Origin of the sequence: Thermobifida sp. (assembly GCF_017577275.1) — a bacterium.
GTDB classification, from domain to species: Bacteria; Actinomycetota; Actinomycetes; order Streptosporangiales; family Streptosporangiaceae; genus Thermobifida; species Thermobifida fusca.
This window is the reverse complement of sequence record NZ_PITY01000019.1, coordinates 124430-139442: the sequence shown is the minus strand read 5'-3', so window position 1 is coordinate 139442 and position 15013 is coordinate 124430. Positions and strand designations below refer to the sequence as shown.

The 15013-nt window shown below is 67.9% G+C and carries 10 protein-coding genes; 6 read left to right on the top strand and 4 right to left on the bottom strand.

From position 1 onward, the window contains the following. Positions 1–150 precede the first annotated feature (150 nt). Positions 151–1074 carry a sulfite exporter TauE/SafE family protein gene (locus tag CW348_RS04760; RefSeq protein WP_011292120.1) on the top strand — a complete coding sequence of 308 codons (924 nt, stop codon included), beginning with the start codon at positions 151–153 and terminating at the stop codon, positions 1072–1074. 60 nt (positions 1075–1134) lie between these two features. Here the strand turns inward: CW348_RS04760 and ctaD are convergent, their stop codons facing one another. Continuing rightward, complete coding sequence (gene ctaD / locus CW348_RS04755; protein ID WP_104612708.1) at positions 1135–2847, bottom strand: cytochrome c oxidase subunit I; 1713 nt, start codon at positions 2845–2847, stop codon at positions 1135–1137. An 825-nt stretch (positions 2848–3672) separates the two neighbouring features. Between ctaD and CW348_RS04750 the strand changes: the two genes are divergently transcribed. The 5 genes from CW348_RS04750 (at position 3673) to CW348_RS04730 (ending at position 11508) form a co-directional block, all read left to right on the top strand. Continuing rightward, entirely contained in the window at positions 3673–5568 is a 1896-nt protein-coding gene (locus CW348_RS04750; RefSeq protein WP_104612709.1) for an ABC transporter ATP-binding protein, read from the top strand. Between the two features lie 279 nt (positions 5569–5847). Further along, the gene (locus CW348_RS04745) at positions 5848–7374 is read left to right on the top strand and encodes an NAD(P)/FAD-dependent oxidoreductase (protein ID WP_011292124.1); all 1527 of its coding nucleotides are present in this window, start codon (positions 5848–5850) and stop codon (positions 7372–7374) included. Further along, positions 7371–8309: an alpha/beta fold hydrolase gene (locus tag CW348_RS04740; protein WP_011292125.1), complete on the top strand. Its 939-nt coding sequence runs from the start codon at positions 7371–7373 to the stop codon at positions 8307–8309. Before CW348_RS04745 ends, CW348_RS04740 begins: the two co-directional genes overlap by 4 nt. Next, positions 8306–9211, top strand: coding sequence for an SDR family oxidoreductase (locus CW348_RS04735; RefSeq protein ID WP_016188778.1), 906 nt, complete (start codon positions 8306–8308; stop codon positions 9209–9211). Before CW348_RS04740 ends, CW348_RS04735 begins: the two co-directional genes overlap by 4 nt. Positions 9212–9486: 275 nt before the next feature. After that, positions 9487–11508, top strand: a complete 2022-nt coding sequence (locus tag CW348_RS04730; RefSeq protein WP_016188779.1) for an acyltransferase family protein — start codon at positions 9487–9489, stop codon at positions 11506–11508. Positions 11509–11619: 111 nt separating this feature from the next. Here the strand turns inward: CW348_RS04730 and CW348_RS04725 are convergent, their stop codons facing one another. Genes CW348_RS04725 through CW348_RS04715 form a run of 3 tightly spaced genes read right to left on the bottom strand, consistent with a single transcriptional unit; the run spans position 11620 to position 14806 of the window. Continuing rightward, complete coding sequence (locus CW348_RS04725) at positions 11620–12948, bottom strand: ABC transporter substrate-binding protein (protein ID WP_011292128.1); 1329 nt, start codon at positions 12946–12948, stop codon at positions 11620–11622. Between the two features lie 18 nt (positions 12949–12966). Beyond that, positions 12967–13842: a carbohydrate ABC transporter permease gene (locus CW348_RS04720; RefSeq protein ID WP_061783680.1), complete on the bottom strand. Its 876-nt coding sequence runs from the start codon at positions 13840–13842 to the stop codon at positions 12967–12969. Further along, the gene (locus CW348_RS04715) at positions 13832–14806 is read right to left on the bottom strand and encodes a carbohydrate ABC transporter permease (protein WP_011292130.1); all 975 of its coding nucleotides are present in this window, start codon (positions 14804–14806) and stop codon (positions 13832–13834) included. The genes CW348_RS04720 and CW348_RS04715 overlap by 11 nt, the downstream gene beginning before the upstream one ends. Between the last annotated feature and the right edge of the window lie 207 nt (positions 14807–15013).

Genomic DNA, 15013 nt, shown 5'->3' with positions numbered 1-15013 from the left:
TGCCGCATTGCTGCTGCGGCAGGCCGCTCCCTGAGCGGGCGCGCAGCCGGGCATGGCCGCGGTTCGTACGGAAAACAGGTTCCTCCAACCCATAAAACCGACTAAATTAGTCGAGAATCATTTCGCCTCCCGACCCGAAAGGTCCGTCCCATGCGTGCCCTGGTCCTCCTGGCACTAGCGGGCTTCCTCGCCCAACTCGTCGACGGCAGTCTCGGCATGGCCTACGGCGTCACCTCCACCACCCTGCTCCTGCTCATCGGTACTAATCCGGCTGCCGCCTCGGCTACGGTCCACCTGGCGGAGATCGGCACCACGCTCGCGTCAGGTATCGCCCACTGGCGGCTCGGTAACGTTGACTGGAAAGTGGTGGGCCGGATCGCTGTGCCGGGGGCGATCGGGGCTTTCGCTGGGGCGACCTTCTTGAGCAGCCTGTCCACGGAGACCGCCAAGCCGGTGATGTCGGCGATCCTGCTGGTCCTCGGGGTGTACATCCTCATCCGCTTTACCGCCTGGGGGGTGTCCACCCGCGACCTCAACAAGCCTGTACGCCGGCGCTTCCTCGTCCCGCTGGGCCTGTTCGGCGGATTTGTCGACGCGACCGGAGGCGGCGGCTGGGGTCCGGTGGGCACGCCCGCCCTGCTCGCCAGCGGGCGTATCGAGCCCCGCAAAGTCATCGGCTCCATCGACACCAGCGAGTTCCTCGTCGCCCTCGCTGCCAGCGCCGGATTCCTCGTCGGACTCGGCTCTGCCGGAGTGAACCTGGGCTGGGCGGTGGCGCTGCTCATCGGCGGTGTCGTCGCGGCTCCCATCGCCGCGTGGATCGTCCGGGTCTTCCCGCCGCGAGTCCTGGGGTCCGCGGTCGGCGGGCTGATCCTACTCACCAACACCCGCACCATTCTCAATAGCGACTGGGTCGCTGTCTCCGGTCCGACCCAGACCGCGATATACGCGATCATCTGGCTGGTCTGGCTCGGCGCAGTCGCCTGGTCGGTCCGCGCCCACCTGGCCGACCAGCGTGCCGCGGCCGTCATAGAGACGCCGCCGGTCCCCCGCCCCGCGCCGGTGGAAGACTGACGCCCACTCGCTGGCGGGGGACCCTGCCGGAGCGGTGCCCCGCGAGCTGTTTCCCTCAGGTCAGGACGGTTCCTGGCCTTCGTCTTTCTGCTGGGCTTGTTCCTGCTGGCCCACCAGGGGTTCCCGCGTGGGATGCAGCCGGTGGCCGTGGTGCAGGTCGAAGGCGGGCCGCTCAGAACGGATCCGCGGCAGCGACGTAAAGTTGTGCCGCGGCGGCGGGCAGGAGGTCGCCCACTCCAAGGAGGCGCCGTAGCCCCACGGGTCGTCTCCGTGGACCTTCTCGCCGTGGCGGGCCGTCCACCAGACGTTGTAGAGGAAGATGAGTGTGGACGCGCCCAGGATGAACGCGGACACCGACGAGATCTGGTTGAGCAGGGTGAACCCGTCCGACGGCAGGTAGTCCGCGTAGCGGCGCGGCATGCCTTCCGCACCCAGCCAGTGCTGTACCAAAAACGTGCCCTGGAAACTGAGGAACAGAACCCAGAAGTGCCACTTGCCCAGCGTCTCGTTGAGCTTCCTGCCGGTGAACTTCGGCCACCAGAAGTAGAAGCCCGCGAACATCGCGAACACCACGGTGCCGAACACCGTGTAGTGGAAGTGGGCCACCACGAAGTACGAGTCGGTGACGTGGAAGTCCATGGGCGGGGAGGCCAGGATCACCCCGGTGAGGCCGCCGAGCAGGAAGGTGGCGAGGAAACCGATAGCGAACAGCATCGGCGCTTCGAAGGTGAGCTGGCCGCGCCACATGGTGCCGATCCAGTTGAAGAACTTCACGCCGGTCGGCACCGCGATGAGGAAGGTCATGAAGGAGAAGAACGGCAGCAGCACCGCGCCGGTGGGGAACATGTGGTGCGCCCACACGGTCATCGACAGCCCGGTGATCGCCGCGGTCGCCCCCACCATGCCCTTGTAGCCGAAGAGCGGCTTGCGGCTGAACACGGGGATGACCTCGGTGACGATGCCGAAGAACGGCAGCGCGATGATGTACACCTCCGGGTGGCCGAAGAACCACAGCAGGTGCTGGTACATGACCGGGCCGCCCACCGCGGGGTTGAACACCTGCGCCCCCACGATCCGGTCCGCGGCCAACCCGACCAGCGCCCCGGTGAACACGGGGAAGGACAGCAGCACCAGGATCCCGGTGAACAGCACGTTCCAGGTGAAGAGCGGCAGGCGGAACATGGTCATGCCGGGGGCGCGCATGCACAGGATCGTGGTGATGAAGTTCACCGACCCCAGGATGGTGCCCAGACCGGCGACGATCAGGCCGAGCGCCCACAGGTCACCCCCGATGCCCGGGGACCGCACCGCGTCCGCTAGCGGCACGTAGGAGAACCAGCCGAAGCTCGCCGCACCTCCGGGGGTGACGAATCCGAGGAGGACGGTGAGGCCGCCGAACAAGAACAGCCAGTAGCTGAACATGTTCAGCCGCGGGAACGCCACATCGGGGGCGCCGATCTGCAGCGGCACGACGAGGTTGGCGAACCCGGCGAACATGGGTGTGGCGAACAGCAGCAGCATGGCGCCGCCGTGCACCGTGAACAACTGGTTGTAGGTCTCGTTGTTCATCAACTGCAGGCCGGGGAACAACAGTTCGGCCCGGATCAGCATCGCCATGATGCCGGCCGCCAGGAAGAAGAAGAACGCGGTGGCGACATACAGATAGCCGATGACCTTGTGGTCGGTGGCGGACAGCCATGAGGCGAGGACCGCCCCTTTGGGCCGTTTCCGGGGTGCCGCGGTGGTCGGTTGCACCACGTCTGAGGCAGTCATGGTCGTCACTCACCCTTTCTCTGCATCATTGCGGTCCCGGAACAGGGATTGCGGCGCATACGGCCGTGCGGGCTCGCCTTGAAGGAGCACCCAGCGGACTCGACTGCCGGTTGGTGGGCGGCGTTGTGGGACGCGGGAGCATCGCCCGGTGCGGGACCGTTGCGGTCCGAAATCGGGTGCGCTGCTCCCGGCTGCTTCGTGGACTGGGTGGCTGGGGCACTGTCACTGGAGACGGCCCACGCTCGGCGAAACGCAGCGGAGTCCGCGGGAAAGCGGACGCTGCAGGGCTGGGCGAGCCGAGCCGGCTGTCCTGGGCTGGCAGGGGTTCCCTGCTGGAGGCCGGGGTGGGCCGCCTGTCCATGGCGGCCTGTCCGCGCTCGGGCCTGCATCCGCTGCAGCCCGGGCCGGGGCGGACGAAGCTGCGGTCTCCGTCGCAGCACGACCTGGTCACGTGTCTGCTCCTGCCGTCGTCGAGCAGTTCGGTGACGGTGTCGATGCCCTCCATGCTTCGCCGTTCCGCCAGCGTCCCCGACGCGATCTGGGTCATGGCGTCCGGACTATCCCCGGCGTGGGCGGCCAAACCCTTGGCACGCCACCAAATTCAGCGGCATCGACCCGCCTGCCACGCCTCAGCGTGCCCGGTCAGTGTCCGCCGGCAGCGGAGGCGCTGCCTGCCATGACCAGGTTTCGACCGTGTCTTTCCCTGCCGCCCGAAACCTTGACCTCAACTTTGGTTGAGGTTTTAGGCTGCCGCGCGTCGGTCACGGCGTGGTTTCCTCGCCCGCCCCCGTTCCTGTTTCTGGCTGAAAGGTCGGTGCCCGTTCCATGAGCATGGAGATGACGGCGTGGCACGCGCTGTACCACACCACCCAGGCCCCTGAGGAGCGGCGCCCGCTGTCCTTGGCCACCCTGCGGAGGATCGGGGGATTCGCCCGCCCGCACGCGGCGCTGCTGGGCTCTTTTCTGGTGTGCAGCGTGCTTGGCTCGGTGCTGGCGGTGGCGACCCCGGTGGTCGCAGGCCAGGCAGTCGACGGCATCGTCGGGGGTGCCCCCATCGGTGTTGTCGGGGGATGGGCGCTGCTCATCGCCGGTATCACCCTGGCCGAGGCGGGGGTGGGGCTGGTCGCGCGGTGGCTGTCGGCGCGGATCGGTGAAGGGCTCATCCTGCGGTTGCGGACCGCAGTCTTCGACCACGTACAGCGCATGCCGATCGCTTTCTTCACCCGCACCCACACGGGTGCTCTGGTCAGCCGGTTGAACAACGACGTCATCGGCGCACAGCGGGCGTTCAGCGACACCCTGTCCGGTGTGGTGGGCAACGTGGTGACGCTGGCGTTGACCCTGGTAGTGATGGTGGGGCTGTCGTGGCAGGTCACGGTGGCGGCACTGGTCCTGCTGCCCGTGTTCGTGCTGCCCGCGCGCCGCGTGGGTTTCCGCCTTGCCCGGCTGGAGCGGGAGGCGGCCGAACACAATTCGGCGATGAGCACGCGGATGGCCGAACGCTTCTCCGCTCCCGGGGCAGCCCTGGTCAAGCTGTTCGGGGACCCAGGGCGGGAGTCGGCGGAGTTTGCTGCCCGAGCCACGCGCGTCCACGACATCGGAGTGCGCCAAGCCATGCTGGAGCACGTGTTCTTCACCGCGCTGACCCTCGTCTCCGCGCTGGCGTTGGCGCTGGTCTACGGGCTGGGTGGCTTTTTTGCGCTGCGCGGCCACCTGGATGCCGGGGCGGTGGTGGCGCTCGCCCTCCTGCTGACCCGCTTGTACGCTCCGCTGACGGCCCTGGCGCATGCGCGAGTGGAGATGATGGGGGCGCTTGTCAGCTTTGAGCGGGTTTTCGAGGTCCTGGACCTGGAACCGCTCATTCAAGAGCGTGCGGCTGCCCGAACGGTGCCGGAGGGGCCGGTGTCCGTGGAGTTTGACCGGGTACGGTTTGCCTATCCGGCCCCGGACGAGGTTTCGCTGGCCTCCTTGGAGGAGGTGGCGCAGCTGGAGGCGCGCGGCGGAGCGGACGTGCTGCACGGTGTGTCGTTCCGTGTGGAACCGGGGCAGCTGGTAGCCCTGGTCGGGTCCTCGGGGGCGGGAAAATCGACGATTGCGCACCTGTTGGCTCGGTTCTACGACGTGGACGAGGGCGCGGTCCGGCTGTCCGGGGTCGATGTGCGGGACCTGTCGTTTGCGTCCCTGCGTGCCACCGTGGGCATGGTGCCCCAAGACGGGCACCTGTTCCACGACACCATCCGCGCTAACCTGCTGCTGGCTCGGCCGCAGGCGAGTGAGGAGGAGCTGTGGGAGGCGCTGCGTCGGGCACGGGCTGCTGACCTTGTCGCGGCGCTGCCCGACGGTCTCGACACGGTGGTGGGTGAGCGTGGTTACCGCTTTTCCGGCGGGGAACGCCAACGGCTCGCCCTTGCCCGGCTGCTGCTGGCTCGGCCCCGCGTAGTGATCTTGGACGAAGCCACCGCGCACCTGGACGCCGACTCGGAAGCACAGGTCCAGGAGGCGCTCGCCGAAGCACTGGCGGGACGCACCGCGCTGGTGATCGCCCACCGGTTGGCCACGGTCCAGACCGCCGACCTCATCGTGGTGGTGGAGGACGGGCGGATCGTGGAACGAGGCACCCACGTCGAACTGCTCGCCGCGCGCGGCCGCTACGCGCAGCTCTACTGGACCCAGTTCGCGCAGCCCGCAGGGGGGCAGGCCGCCGACGGCTCGTATGCGTGAGGTTTCTCTCCCGCAGGCCGTGGCTACAACGCCTCAGCTCGCCCTAGGGTGGCTTCCGAAAGCCGTATCCCCGCAGTTCAGGTGCGTTCTTTCCTGGCGGCACCGTTGTGCACCCCGACAGCCGAGGCTGGCGGACACCACCGGGCACCCCACCCCCACAAAGATGTGATCTGCACCTCGGTCAAGCGTGACTCAAATCTTCCAATGAGCATTGTCATGGTTTACGCTCAAACATTACAACGCTCATTGTTTCAATGGTCATCGACGAGAGGTAGTGCTATGGGCTCCACGGCAACGCCCGCAGCGCCCCACGTGCGGATCGCGATCATCGGATCGGGATTCGGCGGGATCGGACTGGGCGTCCGCCTCCGCCAGGCGGGCCAGACCGACTTCGTCATCTTGGAACGCGCCGGCGACGTCGGTGGAACCTGGCGCGACAACACCTATCCCGGATGCGCCTGCGACGTTCCCTCCCACCTGTACTCGTTCTCTTTCGCCCCCAACCCGCACTGGCCGCGCAGCTTCTCCGGCCAGCCGCACATTCGCGCCTACCTGGAGGACGTGACCGACCGGTTCGGCCTGCGTCCCCACATCCGGACCGGCCACGAGGTCGTGGAAGCCCGCTGGGACCCTGCCCAGCTGCGCTGGACCGTCCGCACCACCGCCACCACCTACACCTGCGACATCCTGGTGAGCGCTGCCGGGGCGCTCGCCGACCCCGTCATCCCCGACATCCCCGGCCTGGACGGCTTCCCTGGACAGGTGTTCCACTCCAGCCGCTGGAACCACGACCACGACCTTGCCGGCGAACGCGTCGCGGTGATCGGCACCGGAGCCTCAGCCATCCAGATCATCCCCGCCATCCAGCCCCTGGTGCAGCGGCTCGTCGTCTTCCAGCGCACCCCCGCCTGGGTGATGCCGCGCGCCGACCGTCCCATCACCCGCCTGGAGCAGTGGCTGTTCCGCACCATTCCCGCCACCCAAAAACTCGCCCGGGCAGGCGTCTACCTCACCCGCGAATCCATGGTCGGCGCTTTCGTGCGCTACCCCGCCCTGCTTCAAGCCGCCACCGTCGTCGCCCGTGCCCACCTGCGCCGCGCTGTCCGCGACCCGGAACTCCGCGCGAAACTCACCCCCGACTACGTCATGGGGTGCAAACGCATCCTGCTGTCCAACGACTACTACCCGGCGCTGAGCCGCCCCAACGTGGACGTAGTCGCCTCCGGTCTGCAGGAAGTGCGGGGCAGCACCCTGGTCGCCGCCGACGGCACCACCCACGACGTGGACACCGTCGTCTTCGCCACCGGTTTCCACGTCACCGACATGCCGATCGCCAACCGTATCTACGACGGCGCGGGACGATCGCTCGCCGACCACTGGCGGGACGGCATGAGCGCCCTGCGCGGCACCACGGTCACCGGATTCCCCAACTTCTTCCTCATCGTGGGCCCCAACACCGGGCTGGGCCACAGCTCGATGATCTACATGATCGAATCCCAGCTGAACTACATCCTGAGCGCCCTGCGCCACCTCGACTCGACCGGAAGCGCAGCGCTCGAACCTCGCCGCTCCGCCCAAGACGCATGGAATGCCCGGCTCCAGCAGCGGATGCGGCGCACTGTGTGGGCCCGGGGCGGCTGCGCGAGCTGGTACCTCGATGCCCGCGGCTGCAACACCACCCTGTGGCCCGGCTCCACCCTCAGCTTCCGCGCCGCCACCCGCCGGATCGACCCCGCCGAATACCACCTGTTCCCGGCCCGCACCCCCACTGCACCGTCCGCCCCGACCGCACCGGAGGTAGTGTGAGACTCCCCGACACACTCCGCCCGCCCCGCCCCACCCGCGTCCTACGTGTGCGCTCCGCCGACGGCACCATGCTGCACGCTGAAGTCCACGGCCCCGAGGACGCCCCCACCGTGGTGTTCAGCCACGGCTGGACCTGCTCCACCCTGGTGTGGCTCCCCATCCTGCGTGTCCTCGGCGACAGCATCCGCGCCGTCCTCTACGACCAGCGCGGGCACGGGCGCAGCGAAACTCCGCGCCGCAGCGGCTACAGCACCACGGCTCTTGCCGACGACCTGTGCGCAGTGCTGCATGCCACAGTCCCCCGCGGCACCCGGGTCGCCGTCGTCGGCCACAGCATGGGAGGCATGACCCTCATGGCCGCAGCGGACCGGCCCGAATTCCGCTCCCGGGTGGCGGCTGCGCTGCTCGCCAGCACCGGCAGCCACGAGCTGGTCCCCGGCGCCCACGTGGTCGGCGGCCCGTCTCTCTTGCGCTCCGCCTTCCACCGGATGCTGCTCACCGCTCCGCTGCCGCTCGGGCCGATCACCCCGCTGACCCGCGCCGGGCTGCGCTACGTCACCATGTCCCCCGGCTCCTCCCCGGAGATGGTGGACCTGTGCGTCCGCATGGTCCACGCCTGCCGGGCGCTGCCGCGCGCCCGCTGGGGGGCGGTCCTCCGCGACCTCGACCTGTCCGCTGCCGTGCCCCGCCTCGACATCCCCACCCGTGTCCTCGTGGGGACCGCCGACCGGCTCACCCCGCCTTTCCACGCCCGCCGACTCGCCGAGGCCCTCCCCGCCTGCGAGAAGCTCACCCTGCTGCCCGGCCTCGGCCACATGACCCCGCTCGAAGCCCCCGAGCAGGTCAGCGCGGAACTGCAGGAGCTGCTGCGCAGCCACGTCGCCCCGGCTGCCGCCACCGACAGCGCAGCCCCGCCCCTCGAGGAGGCTCAGTGACGAAGCACCGTTTCCCCGACGGCACAGTCGCGGTGGTCACCGGCGCGGCCCGCGGTGTGGGCGCGCTCCTCGCCCGCCGGCTCGCCGCCTGCGGCGCACGCGTAGCCCTCGTCGGCCTGGAACCGGAGGAGCTCGCCACCACCGCGGCAGCATGCGGCCCCGAGTCCAGTTTCTGGGAGGTCGACGTCACCGACCGGGCAGCGCTCGCCGCAGCCGCCCGGGAGATCGAAGACCGGTACGGACGCATCGACATCGTGGTCGCCAACGCGGGGATCGCCGTGGGCGGGCCGTTTCTCGACTCCGACCCTGTCTTCTTCGACCGGGTCATCGAAGTCAACCTGCTGGGGAGTGTGGCGACTGCGCGCGCTTTCCTCCCCGCACTCCTGCGTCACCGCGGCTACCTGCTGCAGATCGCTTCCCTGGCGGCCCTGACCCCCGCTCCCATGATGTCCGCCTACTGCGCCAGCAAATCCGGAGTGGAGGCGTTCGCCCAGGCGGTGCGCGTCGAAGTCGCGCACCGCGGCGTGGACGTGGGGGTCGCCTACCTCAGTTGGACGGACACCGACATGGTGCGTGGCGCCGACGCCGACACGGCCCTGCGGGAACTGCGCAGCCGCCTGCCGTGGCCGCTCAACCGCACCTATCCGCTGCCGCGCACCGTCGACGCCCTCGTCGCCGGGATCGTGCGCCGCGCTCCCCGCGTCTACGGGCAGCGGTGGCTGCCCGCTATGCAACTGGTGCGCGGCATCCTGCCGCCGCTCCTGACCCGGTTGGGCTCCCGGGAGGTGGCCCGCTTGGAGCCGAAGCTCAACGCCACCCGCAACCAGCGCCTCCGCCCGGTCGGCAAGGGCGGTGCCGCTGACGTAGCAGCACAGCACAACAGGAACGCTTCACCCTCCTAGAGGGCTGCGTGCGCCGACCCGGGTGGGGCCCATGTGACATGGTCCACCACCCGGGTCGGCGCGTCTCTATACCCCACCCCCGATGTGCGTTTCTGAGTAATGTATGAGAGTTTTCTGAACATACTCTGAGAGGATCTTGTTCTCCGAGTACGTTCTGCTACGCGACGCGGAGACCGTCTCAGGTACTGGCCCCTGCTTCCGACCGACGCTTGGAGCGATACCTCGTGTCAGTGGATGCCCCCGCCGTGCCTCCACGTGCATGCCCCTCCCGTCCGATGCCCCGGCGCTTCCTGCCCGAGGTGCAAGGGCTGCGCGCGGTAGCCGTACTCTTAGTACTCGTCTACCACCTCAACGCCGCCGTCCTCCCTGGCGGCTACGTCGGAGTCGACGTCTTCTTCGTCATCTCCGGTTTCCTCATCACCTCCCTCCTGCTACGTGAGGTCCACGACCACGGCAGGATCTCGGTCAGCCAGTTCTACATCCGCCGGGTCCGCCGCATCCTGCCCGCGGCCACCCTCGTGCTCCTGGCCACCGGGATCGCCACGGTCCTCCTGCTTCCCGTCACCCGTCTGGAGCAGGCCGCGCTGGAACTCGCTGCCAGCGCCGCCTACATCGAAAACTTCGTGCTGGCCGCGCAGACCGTGGACTACCTGGCTGCGGAGGAAGCGCCCAGCCCGGTCCAGCACTTCTGGTCCCTGGCGGTGGAAGAGCAGTTCTACCTGGTGTGGCCGCTCCTGTTCGTGGGCTGGGCAGCGCTGCGCTCCCGCCTCTCCGAACAGCGCCGTGAACTCGTCCTGGGCGGCGCCATCACCGTGATCATCACCGCCTCCCTGATCTGCTCGGTGGTGATGACACAGACCGACCCCACCTCCGCCTACTTCGTCCCCTTCACCCGGATGTGGGAGCTGGCCGCAGGCGGCCTGCTAGCAGTCGTCCTCGCCCGGTGGAACCTGCCTGACCGGCTGCGCGACCCCGTGGGATGGGCCGGCCTGGTCGCCATCGGCGTGGCCGCGGTCTACTACAACGAGCACACCGCGTTCCCCGGGTACGCCGCTGCCCTGCCGGTCCTGGGCGCGGCCGCGGTGATCGCCGCGGGGGAAGGCAGGAGCCGCTACAGCGCCGGGCAGCTGCTGAGCACCCGCCCCGCCCGGTTCATCGGCGACATCTCCTATGCCCTCTACCTGTGGCACTGGCCGCTCATTGTGATTGCTTTGGGCATGTTCAACGAGACAGAGCTGTCCTTCGGGACCGCCGTCGCCCTGGGTGCCCTCTCCATCCTCCTCGCCTGGCTGACGAAGATCACGGTGGAGGACCCGATCCGCATGCGCGGCCTCCTCAGCACCGGACGCACCGCACTGGCGTTCGCACTGTCCGGGATCATCGTGGTGTCCGGGACCGCGTGGGGCATCAACTCCCACGTCCAGCAGATCCGCTCCGTCGAATTCAACCCGGAGGTCCACCTCGGGCCGCAGGCCCTGGACGAGGAGGACCGGCCTGAGGAGCTCACCGCCCCGCCCTACCCCTCGGTGCTGACCGCCGAAGACGACCTGCCCGACCTGTACGAGGACGGCTGCCAGTCCTCGGAGGAGGACACCTTTCCCTCCCCGTGCGTCTACGGTCCTGACGACGCTGAGACCACGGTGGCGCTGGTGGGCGACTCGCACGCCGCCCACTGGTCCCCGGCACTGCAGGAGATCGCTGAGGACCGCGACTGGCAGCTGTACACGTTCACCAAGTCTTCGTGTGCGTTCACCGCGACCCTGCTCGTCCGCCCCGGGGAGGAGACCCCCTACACCCAGTGCCAGTTGTGGACCGAGAACGTCCTCTCCGAACTGCACAAACTCGATCCGGACTTCGTGATCACCAGTTCGCGGGCCAAGGCGACCCCCTACGGCATGGACGGCGATGAGGAGGAAGCCCGGCGCGCGGTGGCCGAAGGCATGTCCGCGCTGTGGCAGCTTCTGGACGAGGCGGGCATCACCGTGGTGGCCCTGCGCGACACTCCCACCACCCGCAGCCGGATCGTGGAGTGCATCGACCTGCACAGTCCGGACGTCGAAGCCTGCGTCCGGGAGCGGGACAGCGCGCTCAACGGCGAGGACCCGCAGGTCATTGCGGCTGAGGAGGGCGACGTGGACACGCCGATCGTGGACTTGAGCGACCGCTTCTGCCTGGACGACATCTGCCCGGCGGTGATCGGCAACGTCCTCGTCTACCGGGACAGCCACCACATCACGGCCACCTATTCGCGCCTGCTCTCCGACGACCTGGCTGAACGGCTCGAAGAGGTGCTCTGAGCGCGTCCGGCCCTCGGCGGAGGGCAGGGCCCCGCCCGGACACGTGCGGGCCCGCCGCGTGGGAGGAACGCGGCGGGCCCGCTCATGGGGAGGGAGTGAGGAGGGAGTGGCTTAAGAGGCCTTGGTGGCGTCTTCCACTTCCTTGATGAAGCGGTCCGCGGCCTCCGCCGGGGTGAGCCGGCCGAACATCAGGTCGTCGTTGATGCGCTTGATGATGTCGACCACCTGGCCAGCGCCGATGGGCGGCGGCGGGTTGCCGTCGACGATCGTGCCTTCGATCTCGGCGAGGAACTCGGCGCTGCGGCGGTCCGCTTCAGGCAGCGCGTCCACGATCGACTCGCGGACCTCCACGTTGGCGGGCAGGCCCCGGTCGGCAAGCAGGATCGCGGCGGCCTCCTCGCTGTTGAGCAGGAAGTCGACGAACTTGGCGGCCTCCTCCGGGTGCTCGGTGCCCGCGGAAATGGAGTAGTACATGGCCGGCTTGAAGTACATGCCGGTGCGTTCGTGCTCGGTCTCCCCGGGGTAGCGGAGCAGTTCGATCTCCCGGCCCGAGGAAGCGCTGATCGCGCCGAGCTGGTTGGTCCAGAAGTGCGCCATGGCGCCCTTGTTGGTGGCGAGGACCGACTGGTCGGGGCCGCCAGCCTCAATCTCTACGCTCTCGGACGCGCCCGGCTGCGCTCCGCTCTCCAGAAGATCGACCGTGTACTGGAACCACTTCTCCAGGGTCTTCTTGGAGAAGCCGAGCTTGCCGTCCTCGGTGTAGAGGGACTCGCCGTGCTGGCGGGCGAAGATCGCGAACCCGGTCTCGTTGTAGCCCATGGCCTGGGTGCCGACGATCTCGCCGTTGCTCTTCTCGCTGATCTCCGCGGCAATCTTGACGTAGTCGTCCCACGTCCACGTGTCGTCGTCCGGCATGTCCACGCCGGCGTCGGCGAACGCCTGCGGGTCAGCGAGGATCGCATAGGCGTTGACGCCGGTCGCCACCCCGTAGGTGGCGCCGTCGAGGTCGCCGCTCTCCGCGACCAGCGGGTCGATCTTGGACAGGTCCAGGCCGTCCAACTGGGACAGGTCGAGCAGTGCACCCCGCTCCGCATACTCGCGCAGGTAGCGCTCTTCCTGGGTGATGATGTCGGGGGCGTCTCCCGCCGCGGTCGTGGTGGCGAGCTTGTCCCAATAGGATGCCCAGTCGGTGTACTCGCCGACGATCTTGATCCCGGGGTTCTGCTCCTCGAACAGTTCGATGACCTCCTGGGTCATCGCATGGCGTTCATCCGACCCCCACCAGGAAAACCGGAGTTCGACAACACCGTCCGCGCTGTCGCCACCCTGGCCGCCGCAGCCGCTCACGACCATGGTGAGCGCGGTGAGGGCTGCGGCCAGAGGGAGGGTCCGGGAGCGGAGGCGGACTGAGGGGCGTCCGCTGGGGGATTCTGCTCTCATCGTCACTGTTCCCTTCACTTATTTGATCCCGGTGGTGGCGATGCCTCTGACGAGATACCGCTGACCTGCGAGGAAGAAGCCGAAGACCGGACCGAGGGCGACGATCGACATCGCGAACAGCGGGCCCCAGGAGGTCTGGCTCGTGGAGTCCACGAACGTGCGCAGCGCCACGGGGACGGTGTACATGTTCGGGTCGGTGAGGAAGATCAACTGGCTGAAGAAGTCGTTCCACGTCCAGATGAAGGTGAAGATCGCCGTGGTCGCCAGGGCCGGCATGGACAACGGCAGGATCACCTGCAGGAAGATCCGCACATGCCCGCACCCGTCGATGCGTGCCGCCTCGTCGAGGTCCCGGGGCAGGCCGCGGATGAACTGGACCATGAGGAAGACGAAGAAGCCGTCGGTCGCCAGCAGTTTGGGGACGATCAGCGGGTAGAACGTGTTGATCCAGTCCAGCTTGGCGAACAGGATGTACTGCGGGACGATCACGACGTGGATCGGCAGCATGATCGTCATCAGCATGATGGCGAAGAACAGCTTCTTGCCGAAGAACTCCAGCCTGGCGAAGGCGTAGGCGGCCATGGAGCAGCCGAGGAGGTTGCCGATGATCGCCCCGGCCACCACGATCGCCGAGTTGAGCAGGTAGTGGTGGAAGGGATGCTGGAGTGCGGTCCAGCCTTCGGTGTAGTTCCCCGGCATGAAGGTGCTGGGAATCAGACTGGGGTCGCGGAAGATCTCCTCGGTCGGTTTGAACGAGCTGGAGAGCATCCACAGCAGGGGGTAGAGCATCACTACGCCGAAGGCGACCAGCCCTGCGTGGATGAGGAGGCGGCGGATCCGCTCGTTGCGCGCCTTCTTCTGTCCCGTGGCAGTCGCGGTTGTCTTAGTCACCATAGAAGACCCAGTACTTGGAGGCGATGAAGTTCACTGCGGTGAACCCGCCGATGATCATCAGCAGCAGCCAGGCCATCGCCGAGGCGTAGCCCATGTCGAAGGCGCCGAAGCCCTTCTGGTACAGGTAGAGCGTGTAGAAGAGGGTGGAGTCGCTCGGTCCCCCCGTGCCGCCGCTGACGATGAACGCCTGGGTGAACGTCTGGAAGGCGTTGATCATCTGCAGCACAAGATTGAAGAAGATGATCGGGGTGAGCAGGGGGATCGTGATGGTGAAGAACCGGCGCACGGGCCCGGCTCCGTCCACGGCAGCGGCTTCGTAGTACATGGTGGGGATCTGCCGCAGGCCGGCGAGGAAGATCACCATGGGCGCGCCGAACGTCCACACGTTCAGGACCACGAGGGTGCCCAGCGCGTAGTCGGGGTGGGAGACCCATCCTTCCCCTTGGATTCCGAAGAACCCGAGAATCTGGTTGATCAGGCCGTTGGCGCCGAAGATCTGCCGCCACAGGATCGCGATGGCGACGCTGCCGCCGAGCAGGGACGGCAGGTAGTACACCGAGCGGTAGATCGACAGGCCACGCACTCCCCGGTCCAGCACGAGCGCCAGGGCCAGGGCCAGGGCGAGCTGGAGCGGCACCGAGACGAAGACGTAGATGAAGGTGACCTTCATCGAGGTGTGCAGCCGCTCGTCGTCGAGCATCCTCCGGTAGTTGTCCAGACCGACCCAGGAGGGCTCGCCGATGAGGCTGTAGTCGGTGAAGGAGAAGTACAGCGAGGCGAGGATCGGCCCGAGCGTGATGCAGAAGAGCCCGATGAACCAGGGTAGGAGGAAGCCGTAGGCCGTGAGCGTCTCGCGGAGTTTGCGGGGAGCCCAACGGCGCGGCTTCGGCTGCGGAGGTGTGGCTGGTGCGGCGGAGGGAGGTGACCCGGACGTGACGGGACGCCGCTGCAGCAGCGCGCTCATGGCGCCTCACCGTCCAGGTAACCCGCCCCCGGCACGGCGGTAGATCCGGTGACCAGGTCTGGGTTCATAACGTGGAACCGCCCATCTACTGGCTGAACGTGCTCTGGGACGAACGTGCAGAAAACCACTCTGGGATTATCCTGCAGCGAGCTTGGTAAGCGCTATCCATAAGGTATGGTGTTCAGTTTCTAGCACCGGGTGACGAGG